Origin of the sequence: Lentzea sp. NEAU-D7 (assembly GCF_026242055.1) — a bacterium.
Taxonomy (GTDB): Bacteria; Actinomycetota; Actinomycetes; order Mycobacteriales; family Pseudonocardiaceae; genus Lentzea.
In genome coordinates, this window is the sequence record NZ_JAPJDL010000031.1 from 53,296 (window position 1) to 70,449 (window position 17,154).

18 protein-coding genes are annotated in these 17,154 nt (G+C 69.4%); 8 read left to right on the forward strand and 10 right to left on the reverse strand.

The features are described 5' to 3' along the window. The first annotated feature begins 54 nt into the window (after nucleotides 1–54). Nucleotides 55–2,433, forward strand: a complete 2,379-nt coding sequence (locus ORI60_RS40555) for an FtsK/SpoIIIE family DNA translocase (protein WP_266043309.1) — start codon at nucleotides 55–57, stop codon at nucleotides 2,431–2,433. Here ORI60_RS40555 and ORI60_RS40560 read toward each other — a convergent pair. From ORI60_RS40560 to ORI60_RS40595, 8 genes are all read right to left on the reverse strand, one after another. Further along, nucleotides 2,430–3,113, reverse strand: coding sequence for a hypothetical protein (locus ORI60_RS40560; protein WP_266043310.1), 684 nt, complete (start codon nucleotides 3,111–3,113; stop codon nucleotides 2,430–2,432). The genes ORI60_RS40555 and ORI60_RS40560 overlap by 4 nt on opposite strands. 160 nt (nucleotides 3,114–3,273) lie before the next feature. Further along, entirely contained in the window at nucleotides 3,274–3,744 is a 471-nt protein-coding gene (locus ORI60_RS40565; RefSeq protein WP_266043311.1) for a phospholipase, read from the reverse strand. An 83-nt stretch (nucleotides 3,745–3,827) separates the two neighbouring features. Next, the gene (locus ORI60_RS40570) at nucleotides 3,828–4,481 is read right to left on the reverse strand and encodes a nitroreductase family protein (protein ID WP_266043312.1); all 654 of its coding nucleotides are present in this window, start codon (nucleotides 4,479–4,481) and stop codon (nucleotides 3,828–3,830) included. Nucleotides 4,482–4,486: 5 nt separating this feature from the next. Next, nucleotides 4,487–5,641: a YcaO-like family protein gene (locus ORI60_RS40575; RefSeq protein ID WP_266043313.1), complete on the reverse strand. Its 1,155-nt coding sequence runs from the start codon at nucleotides 5,639–5,641 to the stop codon at nucleotides 4,487–4,489. Beyond that, the gene (locus ORI60_RS40580) at nucleotides 5,638–6,171 is read right to left on the reverse strand and encodes a hypothetical protein (protein WP_266043314.1); all 534 of its coding nucleotides are present in this window, start codon (nucleotides 6,169–6,171) and stop codon (nucleotides 5,638–5,640) included. The genes ORI60_RS40575 and ORI60_RS40580 overlap by 4 nt, the downstream gene beginning before the upstream one ends. Beyond that, nucleotides 6,143–6,934 carry a hypothetical protein gene (locus ORI60_RS40585; RefSeq protein WP_266043315.1) on the reverse strand — a complete coding sequence of 264 codons (792 nt, stop codon included), beginning with the start codon at nucleotides 6,932–6,934 and terminating at the stop codon, nucleotides 6,143–6,145. The genes ORI60_RS40580 and ORI60_RS40585 overlap by 29 nt, the downstream gene beginning before the upstream one ends. After that, nucleotides 6,918–7,769, reverse strand: coding sequence for a MerR family transcriptional regulator (locus ORI60_RS40590; protein ID WP_266043316.1), 852 nt, complete (start codon nucleotides 7,767–7,769; stop codon nucleotides 6,918–6,920). The genes ORI60_RS40585 and ORI60_RS40590 overlap by 17 nt, the downstream gene beginning before the upstream one ends. Nucleotides 7,770–7,832: 63 nt before the next feature. Continuing rightward, nucleotides 7,833–8,333 carry an amino-acid N-acetyltransferase gene (locus ORI60_RS40595; protein ID WP_266043317.1) on the reverse strand — a complete coding sequence of 167 codons (501 nt, stop codon included), beginning with the start codon at nucleotides 8,331–8,333 and terminating at the stop codon, nucleotides 7,833–7,835. A 64-nt stretch (nucleotides 8,334–8,397) separates the two neighbouring features. Here ORI60_RS40595 and rimO point away from each other — a divergent pair, with 64 nt between their 5' ends. The 7 genes from rimO (at nucleotide 8,398) to ORI60_RS40630 (ending at nucleotide 14,867) form a co-directional block, all read left to right on the forward strand. Beyond that, complete coding sequence (gene rimO / locus ORI60_RS40600) at nucleotides 8,398–9,801, forward strand: 30S ribosomal protein S12 methylthiotransferase RimO (RefSeq protein ID WP_266043318.1); 1,404 nt, start codon at nucleotides 8,398–8,400, stop codon at nucleotides 9,799–9,801. Beyond that, nucleotides 9,798–10,376 carry a CDP-diacylglycerol--glycerol-3-phosphate 3-phosphatidyltransferase gene (gene pgsA, locus ORI60_RS40605; protein WP_266043319.1) on the forward strand — a complete coding sequence of 193 codons (579 nt, stop codon included), beginning with the start codon at nucleotides 9,798–9,800 and terminating at the stop codon, nucleotides 10,374–10,376. The genes rimO and pgsA overlap by 4 nt, the downstream gene beginning before the upstream one ends. After that, the gene (locus ORI60_RS40610; protein WP_266043320.1) at nucleotides 10,373–10,846 is read left to right on the forward strand and encodes a CinA family protein; all 474 of its coding nucleotides are present in this window, start codon (nucleotides 10,373–10,375) and stop codon (nucleotides 10,844–10,846) included. Before pgsA ends, ORI60_RS40610 begins: the two co-directional genes overlap by 4 nt. 108 nt (nucleotides 10,847–10,954) lie before the next feature. Beyond that, nucleotides 10,955–11,377: a helix-turn-helix domain-containing protein gene (locus ORI60_RS40615; protein WP_266043321.1), complete on the forward strand. Its 423-nt coding sequence runs from the start codon at nucleotides 10,955–10,957 to the stop codon at nucleotides 11,375–11,377. Between the two features lie 358 nt (nucleotides 11,378–11,735). Beyond that, the gene (locus ORI60_RS40620) at nucleotides 11,736–12,587 is read left to right on the forward strand and encodes a PspA/IM30 family protein (RefSeq protein WP_266043322.1); all 852 of its coding nucleotides are present in this window, start codon (nucleotides 11,736–11,738) and stop codon (nucleotides 12,585–12,587) included. 37 nt (nucleotides 12,588–12,624) lie between these two features. Next, on the forward strand, nucleotides 12,625–13,446 hold the full coding sequence (pspM, locus tag ORI60_RS40625; protein ID WP_266043323.1) for a phage shock envelope stress response protein PspM: 822 nt from the start codon (nucleotides 12,625–12,627) through the stop codon (nucleotides 13,444–13,446). A 167-nt stretch (nucleotides 13,447–13,613) separates the two neighbouring features. Next, nucleotides 13,614–14,867, forward strand: coding sequence for a solute carrier family 23 protein (locus ORI60_RS40630; RefSeq protein WP_266043324.1), 1,254 nt, complete (start codon nucleotides 13,614–13,616; stop codon nucleotides 14,865–14,867). A gap of 1 nt (nucleotide 14,868) precedes the next feature. On the opposite strand, the gene ORI60_RS40635 is transcribed toward ORI60_RS40630, so the two are convergent. Together ORI60_RS40635 and ORI60_RS40640 are read right to left on the reverse strand one after the other, a co-directional pair. Continuing rightward, complete coding sequence (locus ORI60_RS40635; protein WP_266043325.1) at nucleotides 14,869–15,846, reverse strand: quinone-dependent dihydroorotate dehydrogenase; 978 nt, start codon at nucleotides 15,844–15,846, stop codon at nucleotides 14,869–14,871. 57 nt (nucleotides 15,847–15,903) lie between these two features. Then, nucleotides 15,904–17,142 (reverse strand): cytochrome P450 family protein, encoded by a 1,239-nt coding sequence (locus ORI60_RS40640; protein WP_266043326.1) that lies wholly within the window; start codon nucleotides 17,140–17,142, stop codon nucleotides 15,904–15,906. Between the last annotated feature and the right edge of the window lie 12 nt (nucleotides 17,143–17,154).

Here is a 17,154-nt window from a genome sequence, read left to right on the forward strand (position 1 = left end):
ACGCGTCCCAGTTGCAGACGTGGCTGGTGAGGCACGAGGGACTACCTTGTAGACATGGCCGGGCGCACAGGGACTTCGAGAAAGACCACGTCACGCGGCAAAGCACCAGCCAAGCCGCGGGCGCGGTCCAGCGCGTCCAGAAAACCCGCACCGCGCAAGAAGAGCGGCGGTGCTATCAGCGCCGTGTGGGGTGCTTTGGGCCGTGGCGTCGGCAGTCTCGTGCGCACCGTCAGCCGTACCAAGGACCTTGATCCCGAACACCGCCGTGACGGCCTGGGCCTGCTGCTGATCGCTCTCGCGGTCATCACCGGCGCCGGGGTGTGGTGGCAGGCCGGTGGACCGGTCGGGCAGTGGGTCGACGTCGCCGTGCGCAGCTCCGTCGGGTTCCCGGCGGTGATCGTGCCGGTCGTGCTGCTCGGCATCGGCGTCACGCTGATGCGCACCGACCCGAAGCCCGACGCGCGCCCGCGGCTGATCATCGGCTCGCTGCTGATGATGATCGGCGTGCTCGGCATGTTCCACCTCATCGGCGGCCTGCCGATGGACCCGCTGGAACGCCGCAGCGCCGGCGGTGCGCTGGGATACCTGGCCGGAGGGTTCCTCGCCCAGGGCCTGACGCCGTGGGTCGCCGGGCCGTTGCTGTTCCTGATCTTCGGCTACGGCCTGCTGGTCGTGACGCACACGCCGATCCGCCAGGCGCCCGAACGCATCCGCTCGTTGCTGCACCCCGGCACGCCGGCGAACGACGAGTCGCCGGAGGAGGAGCCGGTCGAGGAGCCGAAGCCGGTCCGCCTGCGCCGCCCGTCCCGCCGGCGCCAGGCCGTCGAGCCGGTCGAGGAGGAGCCGCAGGCCGAGCTCCCGCTGGAGGAGCCCGCGGAGCCCGCCCCGAAGCCCGCGAAGGAGAAGAAGGCCGCCGCTCCCGCGATGGTCGTGCGCGCGGTCGAGGGCGAGTACCAGCTGCCGCCGCCGGACGTGCTGAAGGACGGCGACGCGCCGAAGACCCGCAGCAAGGCGAACGACCTCATGATCGAGGCGATCTCCGGCGTGCTGGACCAGTTCTCGATCGACGCCCAGGTCACCGGCTTCACCCGCGGCCCGACGGTCACGCGCTACGAGGTCGAGCTCGGCCCCGGCGTGAAGGTCGAGAAGATCACCGCGCTGACCAAGAACATCGCGTACGCCGTGGCGACCGACAACGTCCGCCTGCTGGCCCCGATCCCCGGCAAGTCCGCGGTCGGCATCGAGGTGCCCAACAGCGACCGCGAGATGGTGCGGCTGGGCGACGTGCTGCGCGCGCCGTCCACGGTCAAGGACACGCATCCGATGGTGATCGGCCTCGGCAAGGACATCGAGGGCCACATGGTCACCGCGAACCTGACGAAGATGCCGCACCTGCTGGTGGCGGGCTCCACGGGTTCCGGCAAGTCGTCGTTCGTGAACTCGATGCTGGTGTCGCTGCTGGCCCGCGCGACGCCCGACGAGGTCCGGATGATCCTCATCGACCCGAAGATGGTCGAGCTGACGCCGTACGAGGGCATCCCGCACCTGATCACGCCGATCATCACGCAGCCCAAGAAGGCGGCGGCGGCCCTGGCCTGGCTCGTCGAGGAGATGGAGCAGCGCTACCAGGACATGCAGGTCAACCGGGTGCGCCACGTCGACGACTTCAACCGCAAGGTGAAGTCCGGCGAGATCACCGCGCCGCCCGGTTCCGAGCGCGTCTACCGGCCCTACCCGTACATCATGGCGATCGTCGACGAGCTCGCCGACCTGATGATGACCGCGCCGCGCGACGTCGAGGACGCCATCGTCCGCATCACGCAGAAGGCCCGTGCGGCGGGCATCCACCTCGTGCTGGCGACGCAGCGGCCGTCCGTCGACGTCGTCACCGGCCTGATCAAGACGAACGTGCCGTCGAGGCTGGCGTTCGCGACCTCCTCGCTGACCGACTCGCGGGTCATCCTGGACCAGCCCGGAGCCGAGAAGCTGATCGGCATGGGCGACGCCCTGTACCTGCCGATGGGCGCCTCGAAGCCGGTGCGCATCCAGGGCGCGTTCGTGGGCGACGAGGAGATCTCGTCGATCGTCGAGTTCACCAAGAACCAGGCGCAGCCGGAGTACACCGACGGCGTCACCGCGCAGAAGGCCGGCGAGAAGAAGGAGATCGACGCCGACATCGGCGACGACCTCGAACTGCTGGTGCAGGCGACCGAGCTGATCGTGACGTCGCAGTTCGGCTCGACGTCGATGCTGCAGCGCAAGCTGCGCGTCGGGTTCGCCAAGGCGGGGCGCCTCATGGACCTGCTGGAGACCCGCGGCGTCGTCGGCCCGTCCGAGGGCTCGAAGGCACGCGAGGTGCTGATCAAGCCGGACGAGCTGGAGTCCGTGATCTACCTGATGCGCGGAGGCGGCCCCGCCGACGACGAGGACTAGTCGGTGTTCACCTTGATCGGGTGACGGACGTCGCCAGGGCACACCCAGACGTTCAGCGCGCCGTCCGAGAAGTCCCAGCCGACAGGCCTGGCCTCGGGTTCGAAGCAGAACTCCGGCTCGGCGCGTTCGTACGTGTGCAACGCCAGCAGCAGCTCGCGGCGGGCGCCGCACTCAGGGCACTCCATGTCGCCTGGTCCGCTCGCGTACCAGAACGCCCAGCCTCCGACCTTGGTGGACACCGCGACCTCCGCCCAGCCGTCGCGGGAGACGCCCTCCGGGGTCTCGTGCGGCGTCGGGTGTTCCACACGCCGGCAAGGGCTGAGCACGCACGGCCGGGCGCGGTGGATCGGCTCGGACAGCGCGGGCTCCGGCGGGGCGGCGAGCACGTCCGCGACCGCTCTCGAGTCGCGCCACACCAGGCGGACGTCCGGCCAGAAGGTGTCGGCGTCCGGTTCGTGGAACAGCGGGCAGAGCAGGAGCTGGAACAGATCGGTGCCGTCCGGGAACGGCAGCTCCGGGAAGTCCCTGCGGTAGAGCTGCACCGGTGCGGTGAAGGCGTTGTGCACGCCCCGGCCGTCTCCGACGTCGAAGCCATGGTCGGTGTGGGTGGATCCGTCGCAGTACGGCCACGGTTCGTCCCGCGGCCAGAGCACCGGACCACCGATGTGGCTGTCGGTCACAGACGGTGCTCCGGGCCGCGGGTGCAGGCGCACCGAAGGCCTTGCCCAGGCGTCGGTTCTCGTGGTCATTCGTCGTCCCCCCGTGCTGACGCAGGGGTCCCCCTGAGCTGGGAACCCCTGCGTTTCAACGTACTCGGGAGGTCTGACAGTGCGTGGCGATCTACTTCAGGCCGGCGTTCTGGATGCTGGTGGCCGTGGAGCTGGCGCTGCCGCCGAACTCCCGCACCGCCGCGTAGTACAGGTCGGCGGTGCGCTTGCAGGCCCAGTTGGAGCCGCACTGCTGGTACATGTCGGACTTGAAGTTGTTGTCGATGCGCAGGCGGTTCGTCTCGTTCCACCGGCCCTGCCGCTTGTAGTTGCGGTAGCCGAAGTCGTGCCGGTGACAGGTCGGCAGGAACTTGAAGCCGAAGGGGTTGTCGGGCGAGTACGAGCAGCCGTCGGACGACCAGTCGAGCTGACCCGCGTAGGGCTGCTGCGCGCGCAGTGTTGTGAACTGGCCGATGGTCTTCGAGTAGAGGTAGTCGTCGGTCACCGCGACGATGTCCACGGCGTGTGCCGGGGTGCCCGTGAAGATCAGGGCGATGGAGGCGGTGGCACCCACGAATGCCGAGCGCAGGGTCTTCGTCGACATGGCGAGCTCCTCGGAGTGTGAGCAGGGTCTCGCCAGTTGTAGCGGGTGATCGACTGTCCTCGGTAGACACGATCTGGTGAACGTCAGGTGATCATGTGCCCGCACGCGATCGCGGTGGCCACGCGGAGGTCTCGGGGCAGGCCCAGCGCGTGGAGCATTTCGTTGTCCGCTACGCCGCCCAGCAGGTAGCCGCCGAGCTTCTGCTCCGCCAAACGGAGGCAGATGCTCTGCGCGGCGGCTCCCGCTTCGATCAGGCCGAAGCGGCCCGCGCGTTCGCCGTACTTCTCGAACGAGTCCCTGTCCATCAGCATTAGGACGATCGTCAGCGGCGGCACCTCCGGCGTGCCGAGGATTTCGGCGAGGTTCGCCGGTGCCTGGCCGATGTCCTGCAACGCGTGGCGGCGGATGTCGTAGCGGACCGCCCGGTCGTGCACGAACGCGTAACAGCGCAACGGGTTGAGGCCACCCGCGGAGGGACAGCTGTTGTCGGACAGGGCGCCCAGCACCGTGCCGAGCTGCTTGTCGGTCAGCGGCCTGTCTGAGAACTCGCGCGTGCTTCTGCGCGCCCGGAACAGCTTCTGCAAGCGGTCGTTCGGACGGGGGAGCGGGAGCGGCGCCGCGGGCAGCTCCAGCGGGTCGATCAGCTCCGGCTGAGGCCGGAAGTCCCGCAGCCGGTCGCCGAGTCTGCGCTGGTGCAGTGGCGAGTACCGGCTCGCGGCCCAGAAGTCGTCGAACATCGGTGTCACCCCAGCGGATGCGGTGCGGGATTGGGGAACACGCCGGGTGAGGCGTGCGGGTAGCGCCAGCCGAGTTCGCGGGCGCGGCCGCCGAGGTGCGGCCAGCGGTGGTCCGAGTGCAGCGGCGCGAGGTCCGGAGACAGGACGCGGACGCAGTGCAGTCCGACGGCCGACAGCTCCGGCGTGGTGAGCTCGCGGTAGGCGAGCCGGACGTCCGCGCGGTCCAGGGCGTGCACGAGTTCGGTCAGTTCCGCCGCTGTGCCACGGGATTCGGCATCAGGCGGCGGGTCGGTCTCGAAGCCTGCGAACCACGGCAGCGCGTCCCACTCGTCCGGGCGCGTGGCGTAGTAGACGGCGTGCTCGTCGAAGTCGGTGACGTCCTCGACGGGCCGATCACCGTTGCGCGCGAGCCACACCTCGATGAAGACCGTGCCCTGGACCCACTCCTCGTAGGCCTTCCGCACGGCCTCGGCGACCGTGGCGCGGCACGCGAGGCCGAGCGTGGGCCTCGGCTTGCCGGCGATCGGCAGCGAACCCGCGACGGCGACCACCGGGTGCGGGCTGTAGGCGGGCGTGAGGTCGAACGCCATCGCGCCGTGCGGCAGGTCGGCGGCGAACCGTTGCGGTGCAACGGAGTGCAGCCAGATCGTGGTGAACGCGTCGCGCTCGACCAGTTCCTGGACGGCGCGCAGCAACGCGCTGGTCGTGGACGGACCGGCCGCCAGCCCCGAGGACGTCGCGGGCAGCCCGTAGGAGGCGTCCAGGCCGACGAGACCGGCGGGCACGCGGATCGGTTCGTTGCCGGGCAACGTCCACGCCCGCGTGTACGGGGTGTCGACGTATCCCTTGCGGTAGCGGTAGCCGGGGGCCACCCGCTGCTCGACGGTGTGCAGGCTGAAGTGCTCCAACGGCCAGCACTCGCCGTCGGTGACGATCTCCAGCGGCGCCCGTGCGGCGGCGTGCCGTTCCAGGGCCTCGGCGATCGCGGCGATCTTGCTCGTACCGCCGGACGTGCCGCCGGTGGCGAACGGCTCCGGCACCGCGGCCCAGCCCTCGACGTCCACATCGGACAGGCTGTGCGGCACGGGGTGCAGCTGTGACACCACTCCCTGCCGCCAGCCGACCGCGCGCTCGGCCAGCGCCTCCGCGACGGTCCTCACCGCTTCCCCCGGTAGCGCCGGAAGATCCAGTACCCGAGCCCCAGCGCCCCGCCGACGTAGAGCACGCCGGCCACCGCCGCGGCCCCCTCGTCGACGCCGGCGATCGGCCCGAGAGTGAACAGCACAACGAACGGCTCCAGGCACCACAGCACAGCCCAGCCAAGCAACCGGACCACGCTGCCCACCGGGTTCGGCGACCGGGCGATGAAACCGGAGGCGGTGGCCCACGCGAGCGCCGCCGCGAAACCGCCGAGCCACCAGCCCCAGTGGACGTCGAAGACCGCGCCCATCGTGGCGAACGGCAGGACGACGACGAGCAACGGGAAGATCGCGGCGGGCAGGACGAGCAGGCTGCGAGGCCGGGGGAGATCCTTGGTTTCCTCGTACAGCGCCGCCGGGATCTGCACGGCCGCGCCGACCGAGGAGATCGCGCAACAGCAACAACAACAGCAACAGGTGGGTGTCGCGGCGTTCGCGGCGGCCGCACCGGGTGAGAACTGGTCAGGTAACCGCACTGCCGTCGCGTTCATGGTCCCCCCAAGGAAGTGACACGCGCCCGAACTCGACAGTCGGGCAGATCTCGCAGCCGGCCGCGGGCAGCACGCTCTCGCGCGTCGTCGTGAACTCGTCGAGGTTGACGGTCACGACCGTGTCCAGCAGGGCGAGCGAACCGTTCCGGATGTTCTGAACCGCTTGCAGGGCAAGGGAAATCGGAAACTCGTGGGACATGGCCGCGGGCTGCGGAGGAGGCGGCGGATCCCCCCACCGCCGCCCTGCCCGCACCGCGAGGCACGCCAGGCACGCACCGGCACCGGGCACCACGAAGGGCCCGACGGCGGCGGTGTGGTGGTAGGCGAGGTCCAGCAACAGGTGCGGCACCTCCGTCTCGCGCGCCACCTCGATCAGGTCGGCCAGCGTGCCGGTCGTCCGCACGACGAGCAGGAGGTCCGGATCGTCGTGGTGCGGCAACAGCTCTGCCAGCCCGGCGGGTGCCTCCCCGACGACGCGCGTGCCGACCCCCATCGGCTTGACGTCCTCGGTGGGCAACCCGGCCGGGCGGAGAGCGCCCAGGGTCCTCAGCTGGGCCACGTGCCGGCGAACCGGTTCCCCCAACCGGCTCTCGTCGACCGTTCGAGCCACGCCCCTCAACATCGGCTCGAACAGGCCGGCCAGCGCCACGGCCACCGCCCTGGGCAGGTCTGGAATCAGGTAAATGAGATCGGCTCCCGCGTAGACGACGAGTCCTTCGTCGCGAACTTGGGCGTGCCAGGCGGGATCAGCGACCAGGCTCATCCTCGTCCTCCCGTTTCAGGAAGTTCTCGATCTCCTGCTCGCTCGGCAGATCGCCCGCCGGGTCCATGAGGTTCTCGGCGATCGGCGGCAACGGCTGCTCGGCCCACGCGGGCTGGAAGTCGTCGCTGGGCAGCAATCCGTGCCGTGACGCGAACTCCTCCGCCGCGTCGCGGATCGACTCCCGCAGCGTCCCCACCACCGCGGTCTCCGCCGTGTACGTCAGCTCGACGAGCAACGCCCGCACGTTCTCCAGCTGGTTCTCGTCACCGGCCTTGCGGGCCAGCTCCGGCCAGAACTGCTGCTCGAACAACCGCACGAAGTCCGCCGCGATCGCGTCGGTCGCCGTGCGCAGGCGGGTGAAGCTGTCCATCACGTCATCGCTGGGCACCCTGAGGCCGGCGAGCCTGCCGCCCGCTTCGAGTGCCCAGCGACGCGTGTGCGGCCAGCCGTACTTCCACCGCACCAAGCCCAACCGCATAGCCCGGAGGAGGAGTCGCGGTTGGACGTCTCCTGTCGGAATCAGGTGCTTGATGTCGCGCACCTTGATCCGAACCCAGTCGTCGGGCCCCTCGGCCTCGCTGAAGCCGAGGACCGCGGCGACCGACTCGCCCTTTTCCCGTGCCGAGATCAGCTCGGCGATCGCGGGCAGCGAGAACCCCCGCTGCTGCAACCGCTGCACCAACGTCAACCGCTCGACGTGCGAGGCGTCGTAGTACGCCACGCGCCCCTGCCGTCTCGGCGCGTGCAGCACACCCTTCGTCTGGTACATGCGAATGGTGCTGCTGGGCAGGCCGATCCGGGCGGCGAGCTCGTCGATGGTGAGCGATTCGGGCACGGCTCAGATCTTGGCGCCGCGCCGTTAGTCGAGTCAAGACTCTTCGAGTATTTACTCGAAGAGTTACAACTCCAGGAGCATCCGGCTGTTGCCGAGCGTGTTCGGCTTCACGTAGCTCAGGTCGAGGAACTCGGCGACGCCCTCGTCCACCGATCGCATGATCTCCTCGTAGACCTCGGGGCTCACCGGCGTGCCCTCGATCTCGACGAAGCCGTGCTTGCTGAAGAACTTGGTCTCGAACGTCAGCACGAAGATCCGCCCGAGCTGCAGCTCCCTGGCGGTGGCGATGAGCTGCGCCACGATCCGGTGCCCCACGCCGCGGCCGAGCGCCATCGGCGACACGGCGACCGACCTGATCTCGGCCAGGTCCTCCCACATCACGTGCAGGGCGCCGCAGCCCAGCAGCTCGCCGTCCTGCTCGGCCACCCAGAACTCCTGGACCGCCTCGTACAGCGTGACCAGCGGTTTGGTCAGCAGAACCTTGCCGGCATACCCGTCGATCAACGCCTTCATGGCGCGCACATCGCTGGTGCGGGCACGCCGCACGACTACCCCACTGGTCACAACCGTCAAGTATGAGGTGGGCACGATTCCGGTCTGACAGCCCGACCCGGTTACTCTGAGCGCCGTGTCTTCTCCCACCACTCCGCGACGCGTGTCGCTGCTGACCCTGGGCTGTGCCCGCAACGAGGTCGACTCCGAGGAACTCGCCGGGCGCCTCGGCGAGGGCGGCTGGGAGCTGGTGGACGAGGGCGCCGACGTCGTCGTCGTCAACACGTGCGGCTTCGTCGAGCAGGCGAAGAAGGACTCGGTCGACACGCTGCTCGCCGCCTCCGACACCGGCGCCAAGGTCGTCGCGGTCGGATGCATGGCGGAGCGCTACGGCAAGGAGCTCGCGGACAGCCTCCCCGAGGCGGCCGCGGTCCTGGGCTTCGACCAGTACAACGACCTGGCCGAGCGCCTGCAGGACGTGCTGCACGGCAAGCCGGTCGAGTCGCACGTGCCCGTGGACCGCCGCACGCTGCTGCCCATCACGCCGGTCAAGCGCCAGGAGGCCAAGGACGGCGTCCAGGTTCCCGGCCACGGCTGGGGCCCTACCAAGGTCCAGCGCAAGCGGCTCGACGACGCCCCCGTGGCGCCGCTGAAGATCGCGTCGGGCTGTGACCGGCGCTGCAGCTTCTGCGCCATCCCGAGCTTCCGCGGCGCGTTCGTGTCGCGGCACCCGGACGAGGTCGTCTCCGAGGCCATGTGGCTCGCCGAGAACGGCGTCAAGGAGCTGTTCCTCGTCAGCGAGAACTCCACCAGCTACGGCAAGGACCTGCCCCGCGAGCAGGGCGCCCTCGAGCAGCTGCTCCCGCGGCTCGCGTCCATCCCCGGCGTCGAGCGGGTGCGGGTCAGCTACCTGCAGCCGGCCGAGACGAAGCCGTCGCTGGTCGCCGCGATCGCGAAGACCGAGAAGGTCGCGAACTACTTCGACATGTCGTTCCAGCACTCCAGCGAGAACGTGCTGCGGCGCATGCGCCGGTTCGGCGACACGGACAGCTTCCTCAAGCTCGTGTGGCAGATCCGCGAGCACGCGCCCGAGGCCGGCATCCGCAGCAACTTCATCGTCGGCTTCCCCGGCGAGACTGAGGCCGACCTGCAGGAACTGGAGCGCTTCCTCACCGAGGCGCGCCTCGACGCGGTCGGCATCTTCGGGTACTCCGACGAGGACGGCACCGAGGCCGAGAACCTCGAGGGCAAGCTCGACGCGGACACCATCGCGGAGCGGGTGCAGCGGATCGGCAACCTCGTCGAGGAGCTGACGAGCCAGCGCGCCGAGGACCGCGTGGGCACCGAGGTCGTCGTGCTGATCGAGCACGAGGAGGACGAGGAGAGCGACTGCGTCGGCCGGGCCGAGCACCAGGCGCCCGAGGTCGACGGCGAGTGCATCGTGCTGGAGGCCGAAGGGCTCAAGCGCGGCGACTTCGTGCGCTGCCGCGTGGTCGACTCCGAGGGCGTGGACCTGATCGTCGAGGTACTCCCGACATGACGGAAGCCCGGAAGGTCCCGCTGCTCAACGTCGCGAACATCCTCACGATGGCGCGGCTGGCGCTCGTTCCGGTCTTCCTGTTCTCCCTGTTCGAAGCGGGCGGCTTCGACACGACGTGGCGCCTCATCGCTTTCGGGATCTTCGCCGTCGCGAGCTTCACCGACCACATCGACGGCACGCTCGCGCGCAAGCACGGGCTGATCACCGACTTCGGCAAGATCGCCGACCCCATCGCGGACAAGGCCCTGACCGGGTCCGCGCTGGTCGGCCTGAGCATCCTCGACGTGCTGCCGTGGTGGATCACGATCACCATCGCCGTGCGCGAGGTCGGCATCACGCTGCTGAGGTTCTGGGTGATCCGCTACGGCGTCATCCCGGCCAGCCGCGGCGGCAAGGCCAAGACGCTGGCGCAGGTCATCGCGATCGGGCTGTTCGTGCTCCCGCAGAACGACGTGCTGCAGCTCATCGCCTGGGCGATCATGGCCGTGGCGCTCGTGCTCACCATCGTCACGGGAATCGATTACGTCATCCGGGCGTTCAAGATGAAGGCAAGAGCAGGCCGGGCCGTGCTGTGACAGACGTCGTCGGACTGCTCAAAGCGAGGAACCAGACCGTTGCCACGGCCGAGTCGCTCACCGCGGGTCTGCTGTGCGCGACGATCGTCGACACACCGGGGGCGAGTGCCGTGGTCCGCGGTGGGTTGATCGTCTACGCGACCGAGCTCAAGCACGAGCTCGCGGGCGTGGATCAGCAGTTGCTCGACGAGCACGGTGCCGTGCACCCCGACGTCGCGATCCAACTGGCCGAGGGTGCCCGCGAGCGGTGCCGTTCGGACTGGGGGATCGGGCTCACCGGGGTCGCCGGCCCCGATCCGCAGGACGGTGTCGCTCCGGGGACGGTGCACATCGGCTTGAGCGGGCCTGGAGTGTCCACAGTGCGGACAATCACGGTGAGTGGCGACCGCAGAGCGGTGCGTTCGGAAGCCGTGGAAAAAGCCCTGGTCCTGCTGTCGGATCACCTGCTGATGACCGAAGAGGGGAACTAATGATGACTCCGCGTTCGTTCGCCCTTGGCGGACGTGTTCGGAAGTCAGTGCCCGTTGTCGGTGTCGATCGGTAACGTAGGGACACGGCCGGCCGGAAGGAGGCGCGCGATGACCGTGCTGCTACGCGAGGCGATCGGTGATCGACTTCGCCATGCCCGCACCAACCAACGCCGCACGCTGCGCGAGGTCTCTCGGACCGCCCGCGTGAGCCTGGGGTACCTGTCCGAGGTGGAGCGCGGCCGCAAAGAGGCGTCCAGCGAGCTCCTCGCGGCCATCTGTGACGCGTTGGAACTGCCCTTGTCCGAGTTGCTGCACCACGTCGCCTCCGACATCGGCGCCGTTCAGCAGACGCCGGACACGGTGCCCGACACCGTCCCGGACGGACGAACCGAGCGGGGCAAGCTGGAGGGTGGCCGCGTGCTGCCGTCCACGCTGTCGGACGACCTGTCCGACCTGCGGTTGCAACCCATGCTCAGTCACAGGCTCACGAGCAAGATCGGCGAGACTCCCAAAGCAGTCGTCGCGGCATAACCCCATGTGCTCAGCCGGCCCCGCTCGCCCGATGGCGAGCGGGGCCGCCTGCATTCGGGTGATCCCACCCGTCTGTGGCCCCTGCCACGTGACGGTCTGCAACAAGATTGCGTCCTCGGACGTTCAACTGACAACGACGGCAGCGCGCTGAACGGCAGGCAACGGCTTGGCATCGGCACGCTGGGTCACCGCGTCTCCGGACGCGGGTGCGGGCAGGATTGGCACGTCGTCAGGCGTGTACTCCTAAGTCCCGGGGTGGGTCAGGGTGTTCCCGGATATCTCCCCATGTCGGTGGATACGCCGACGAACAATTGAGACGATGGATCCAACACCGGCACCGAGAAGGCAGGCGTAGGAGATGGCCAGTCCGTTCGTGAAGTTCTGGAAGTACCTGATGGCGTCGTTCTCGTCGAAGATCGACGAGCACGCTGACCCGAAGGTGCAGATCCAGCAGGCCATCGAGGAGGCGCAGCGGCAGCACCAGGCCCTCTCGCAGCAGGCTGCGGCCGTCATCGGCAACCAGCGCCAGCTGGAGATGAAGCTGAACCGCCAGCTGGGCGATGTGGAGAAGCTGCAGGCCTCCGCGCGTCAGGCGCTCGTGCTCGCCGACGAGGCGCGCTCGAAGGGCGATGAGCAGAAGGCGACGCAGTTCGAGAACGCCGCGCAGGGTTTCGCCACCCAGCTCGTCACCGCCGAGCAGGGCATCGAGGACCTCAAGACGCTGCACGACCAGTCGTTGCAGGCCGCCGCCCAGGCCAAGCAGGCGGTCGAGCGCAACGCGATGATGCTGCAGCAGAGGCTGGCCGAGCGCACCAAGCTCCTCAGCCAGCTGGAGCAGGCCAAGATGCAGGAGCAGGTCTCCGCATCGCTGAACCAGATGAGCGAGCTCGCCGCGCCGGGCAACGTACCGTCGCTGGAAGAGGTTCGCGACAAGATCGAGAAGCGCTACTCGACGGCCCTCGGGTCCGCCGAGCTCGCCCAGAACTCGGTGCAGGGCCGGATGCTCGAGGTGCAGGCCTCGACCACCCAGCTCGCCGGCTCGTCGCGCCTCGAGCAGATCCGCGCCTCGATGCACGGCGGTCAGGCGAACACGCCGCAGCAGGTGACCGCGGGCAACAGCGCCGCCGCGCAGATCCAGGCCGAGATCGCGCAGCGCGTCCAGCAGGAGCAGAAGACCACGCAGCAGCAGGTCCCACCCGCCCAGAACTGACACTGGGCGTCGGGGCAGGAGGAGTCAGCAGGTGATCATGGAGCCCTGGAGAAACCGTCCCAACAACGAGATCGTCCGCAAGGTCGTCAACGAGTTGGGTGCGTCGCTCCAGGGCCACCCGCTGGCCGAGCAGGCGCGCTACCGGATGCAGAAGTGGAACGACCCGCGCGCGAAGCTGGAGCGCAAGCGCAAGCGCACGAACGCCGTCCTCACGTTCTGGCTGATCGTGATCTCGATCCTCGGCACGCTCGCCGTGCTGGGCTTCACCGGTGTGCTCGGCACGTGGGCCGCCGTCACCGGCGCGATCGGTACAGCGGTGCCCACCGTCCTCGCCGTGCGCAGCGGGTTCAAGCTGCGTGAGATCAAGGCGGACAAGGTGCGGCTGGAACTGTCCCCGCCGCCACCGCCCAGGCCGCCGCTGCCCGCGCACGCGTCGTCCGCGCGCGTACCGATGGAGAAGCTCCACGGCGCCGAGGACACGATGAACCAGCTGCTCGTGCAGCTCGACTCGCCCGCGCTCACGTCGATGCCGACCGAGTCCGTCCAGCACGCCCGCCAGACCGCCCAGGAGGCCTCGACGGCCATCCGCGCGGTGTCGGCACAGCTCCAGGCCGTCGAACGGGCCCGCGACACCGCACCGCCCCTGGAGCGCGCGGCGCTGGTCGAGGGTGTGCGGGTGCTCAGGATCCAACTGGCCGACGGCGTGGACCGCTACTGTGCGTTGGTGGCCGCGGCGGGTCATGCGCTGGCGGCGAGCACGCAGTTCCAGGACCCGCGCGAGGTGCTGGACGACGCCACGGACCACATGGCCGGTCTTGCGTCCGCAATGCGCGATGTCTCAGGCTATTCAGCGCATTAGAAGTAACGCTCCGTAGTTGCCTGCGCCTATTCGGCGGTTCTCTATGGAGATCTTTAGGGCAATCGTGTGATTATCGGACCGTTATCTAGCCGTGGCCGCTACATGGCGTGGCAGGATTCCGGGGCCGGTCTGCGGGAAGTCCGGCTGAATTGCCGGGAGGCAGTGCGTTGGCGTTGTGGACCGTGCACGGGGACGGTCGGATCACCGACAGTGAAACCGTCGCACCCCAGGAGAGGGTGAGCTGGCCCCTCACCATCGGGTTCGGGGTGCAGCACCTCGTCGCCATGTTCGGCGCGACGGTGATCGTTCCCACCGCCACCGGTCTTCCCGTCGCCACCACTCTGCTGTTCTCCGGCCTCGGCACGCTGCTCTTCCTCGTCATCACCAAGAACCGCGTGCCGAGCTACCTCGGTTCGTCCTTCGCCTTCGTGGCCCCGCTGGTGGCCGCGCGCGAACAGGGCATCGCGGCGCAGCTCGGCGGTGTCGTCGCCGCGGGCCTGCTGGTGATCGTCGTCGGCATCGCGGTCAAGGCGCTCGGCGTGCGGCTGCTGGAGTCCGTCATGCCGCCGGTCGTCACCGGCGCCGTCGTGATCCTCATCGGGCTGAACCTCTCCCGCCAGGCCACCTCGAACTTCAGCGAGCAGCCGCTGCTCGCCGGCCTGACCACGCTGGTGATCCTGCTGGCCGGAGTGCTGGGCCGCGGCCTGGTGTTCCGGTTCTCGATCCTGATCGGCTTCATCGCGATCTGGATGGGCGGCCTGGCGTTCGGTGCCGTGTCGTCGGAACGGCTCGCGGCGCTGCGCGACGCGGCGTGGGTGGGCCTGCCGAAGCTCTACCAGCCCGAACTGCGGCCGTCCGTGGTGCTGCTGATGCTGCCCGTCGTGATCGTGCTGGTGGCCGAGGTCGTCGGGCACGTGAAGGCGGTCGCCGCGCTGACCGGGCGCAACCTCGACGGCAGCGCGGGTGACGCGATCATCGCGAACGGCCTGTCGACCGCGCTGTCCGGCCTCGGCGGCGGCGCCGGGACGACGACGTACTCCGAGAACATCGGTGTCATGGCCGTGACCCGCGTCTACACGACGGCGGCGTTCGCGTTCGCCGGTGTGTTCGCCACGCTGCTGGCGTTCTCCCCGAAGGCCATCGCGCTGTTCGGCACCATCCCGCCGGGCGTGCTCGGCGGCTGCACGATCGTGCTCTACGGCCTGATCGTGCTGGTGGGCGTGCGGATCTGGATGGACCGCGGCGTCGACCTGGCGAACCCGGCGAACGCGCTGGTCGGAGGCGCCGCGCTGGTGGCCGGCGTGGGCGACCTCACCATCGAGATCGGCGACCTCGAGATGGGCGGCATGGTCTGGGGCTCGCTGCTCGTCGTGATCCTGCACCCGGTGATGCGCTGGCTCAGGGCCGCGCGCCACACCTGACTCACCTCAGCGCGCGGTTGATCCTCGACACGAGTCCGGGGCCTTCGTAGATGAACCCGGTGTAGATCTGCACGAGGCTCGCGCCAGCGTCGATCATGCGCTTGGCGTCGTCCGCGGACGCGATGCCGCCGACACCGATGACCGGCAGGTCGCTGTTCTTCGTGATGAACCGGACCACGTCGTTCGCGCGCTGGGTGAGTGGCTTGCCGCTGAGCCCGCCGGTCTCGCTCCTGTGCTCGCTCGTGAGACCTTCACGGCTGAGAGTGGTGTTCGTGGCGATGAGGCCCTTAATGCCGTTGTCGACGCACACCTGGATGACCTCGGCGATGGCGTCCTCGGTGAGGTCCGGCGCGATCTTGACCAGCATCGGCTTGTCCGTCGCCGCGGTCAGGGCCGCGACGAGCTCGGTGAGCGCCCCCTTGTCCTGCAGGCTGCGCAGACCGGGGGTGTTGGGCGAGCTCACGTTGATCGCGTAGTAGTCGCCGTGGCTCTTCAGCGCGTTCAGCGAGTTCAGGTAGTCCTGCACGGCGTCCTCGACCGGCGTGATCTTGGACTTGCCGAGGCTGATGCCCAGCGGTGTCTTGAGCGGCGTCTTGTCGAGCTTCGCGGCAAGCGCTTGCGCACCCGCGTTGTTGAAGCCCATCCGGTTGATGATCGCCTCGTCCTCGCGGAGCCGGAACAGCCGGGGCTTCGGGTTGCCGGGCTGCGCGTGCCAGGTGACGGTGCCGACCTCCACGAACCCGAACCCGAGCGCACCCCACGCCGGCAACGCCCGCCCGTCCTTGTCGAGGCCCGCCGCGAGTCCCACGAGGTTCGGGAAGCGGACGCCGAACACGGTGCGGGGGTTGTTCTGGTTGCGGGCGAACCTCGCCAGCGGGCTCAGCCGCGCCATGAGGTCGAGCGTGGTCTCGTGGACCCGCTCCGCGTCGCCGCCGTGCATCCCGAACAACGCCTTGCGAACCACCTGCTTGTACACCACGCGCTTACCCTATAACGCCAGCTCAGGACGGCCTCACGGCCCTGGTCGACGGAAGGGCTACAGCGGCTTCGGCACCTTGATCGTCGCCTGTTCGTCCAGCGGCATCGCAGGCTTGGCCAGGAACGTCACCGGCAGCCCCCGCAACCCGCGGCTGCCCAGCGACACGCGCCAGGACAGCGGCTGCGAGGTGTCCAGGGCCAGCCCGGCGCACCGCCCCAGCAGCGTCCGGAACGCCACCTCGCCCTCCAGCCGGGCCAGCGGCGCGCCCAGGCAGAAGTGGATGCCGTGCCCGAACGCCAGGTGCTGGCGGTCCGCCCGCTCGATGTTGAGCTGGTCGGCCCGCGGGTACCGGTTGCCGTCGTGCTCGGCGGAGGCCAGCGACAGCAGCACGACGTCACCCGCCTGGATCTGCGCGCCGCCGATCGTCAGCGGCCGCGTCGCGAACCGCAGCAGGTGCGAGGTCGGGCCGTCGAACCGCAGGAACTCCTCGATGGCGCCCGGCAGCAGCGACGACGAGCGCTGCAGCAGTTCGAGCTGCTCGGGGTGGCGCAGCAACGCCAGCGCACCGTTGCCCACGAGGTCGACGGCGGTGGTGTAACCGGCCACGAGCAGCAGGAACGCCAGCGAGGCCAGTTCGCTGTCCGACAGCGCGGCCTCGCCGGTCGCGCGGGCCAGGCCGCCGATCAGGTCGTCGTCGCCGGAGGTCCGCTTGTGGGTGACGAGGTCGCGCAGGTAGCCGGAGGTCTCCTCGCGGGCCGAGGTCGCGTCGCCGTCGGCCAGTCCGGTGACGACGTCCGCCCAGTAGCGGAAGTTCTCCTGGTCGACGGCGGGGACGCCGAGCAGTTCCATGATCACGGTGATGGGCAGCGGTGCCGCGAAGTCCGCGATCAGGTCGCAGCGTCCCGAGTCCGCGAACTGCTCGGCCAGGGAGGCGGCGACCTGCTCGATCCGGGGGCGCAGTGCGGCGATGCGTCGCGGCGTGAGCTGGCTCGACACCGCGCGGCGCAGCCGGGTGTGGTCGGGGCCGTCGCTGTTCATCATGTGGTCCGACAGGTCGCCGAACCACCACGACGCGAAGTGCGGGTGGCCGCGCAGGGGTTCGGCGAGCGCGGAGCCGTGCGAGGACAGCAGCGGGTTGTCGAGCGCGGCGCGGACGTCGGGGTAGCGGGTCACGAGCCACATCGGCACGCCGAAGGTCTCGACCCGGTGCACGGGACCTGCGTCGCGCAGGCTCTTCAGCACCGCGTACGGGTCGTCGGTGAAGCCGGGGCGCAACGCATCCAGATTGACCGCCATATTGGGGCACAC

What these genes read in the sequence shown, in the direction of transcription:
- ORI60_RS40555 (WP_266043309.1), top strand. Translation starts at nt 55, where the DNA reads ATGGCCGGGCGCACAGGGACTTCGAGAAAGACCACGTCACGCGGCAAA.
- ORI60_RS40565 (WP_266043311.1), bottom strand. Translation starts at nt 3,744, where the DNA reads ATGTCGACGAAGACCCTGCGCTCGGCATTCGTGGGTGCCACCGCCTCC.
- ORI60_RS40570 (WP_266043312.1), bottom strand. Translation starts at nt 4,481, where the DNA reads ATGTTCGACGACTTCTGGGCCGCGAGCCGGTACTCGCCACTGCACCAG.
- ORI60_RS40580 (WP_266043314.1), bottom strand. Translation starts at nt 6,171, where the DNA reads ATGAACGCGACGGCAGTGCGGTTACCTGACCAGTTCTCACCCGGTGCG.
- ORI60_RS40585 (WP_266043315.1), bottom strand. Translation starts at nt 6,934, where the DNA reads ATGAGCCTGGTCGCTGATCCCGCCTGGCACGCCCAAGTTCGCGACGAA.
- pgsA (WP_266043319.1), top strand. Translation starts at nt 9,798, where the DNA reads ATGACGGAAGCCCGGAAGGTCCCGCTGCTCAACGTCGCGAACATCCTC.
- ORI60_RS40615 (WP_266043321.1), top strand. Translation starts at nt 10,955, where the DNA reads ATGACCGTGCTGCTACGCGAGGCGATCGGTGATCGACTTCGCCATGCC.
- ORI60_RS40620 (WP_266043322.1), top strand. Translation starts at nt 11,736, where the DNA reads ATGGCCAGTCCGTTCGTGAAGTTCTGGAAGTACCTGATGGCGTCGTTC.
- pspM (WP_266043323.1), top strand. Translation starts at nt 12,625, where the DNA reads ATGGAGCCCTGGAGAAACCGTCCCAACAACGAGATCGTCCGCAAGGTC.
- ORI60_RS40640 (WP_266043326.1), bottom strand. Translation starts at nt 17,142, where the DNA reads ATGGCGGTCAATCTGGATGCGTTGCGCCCCGGCTTCACCGACGACCCG.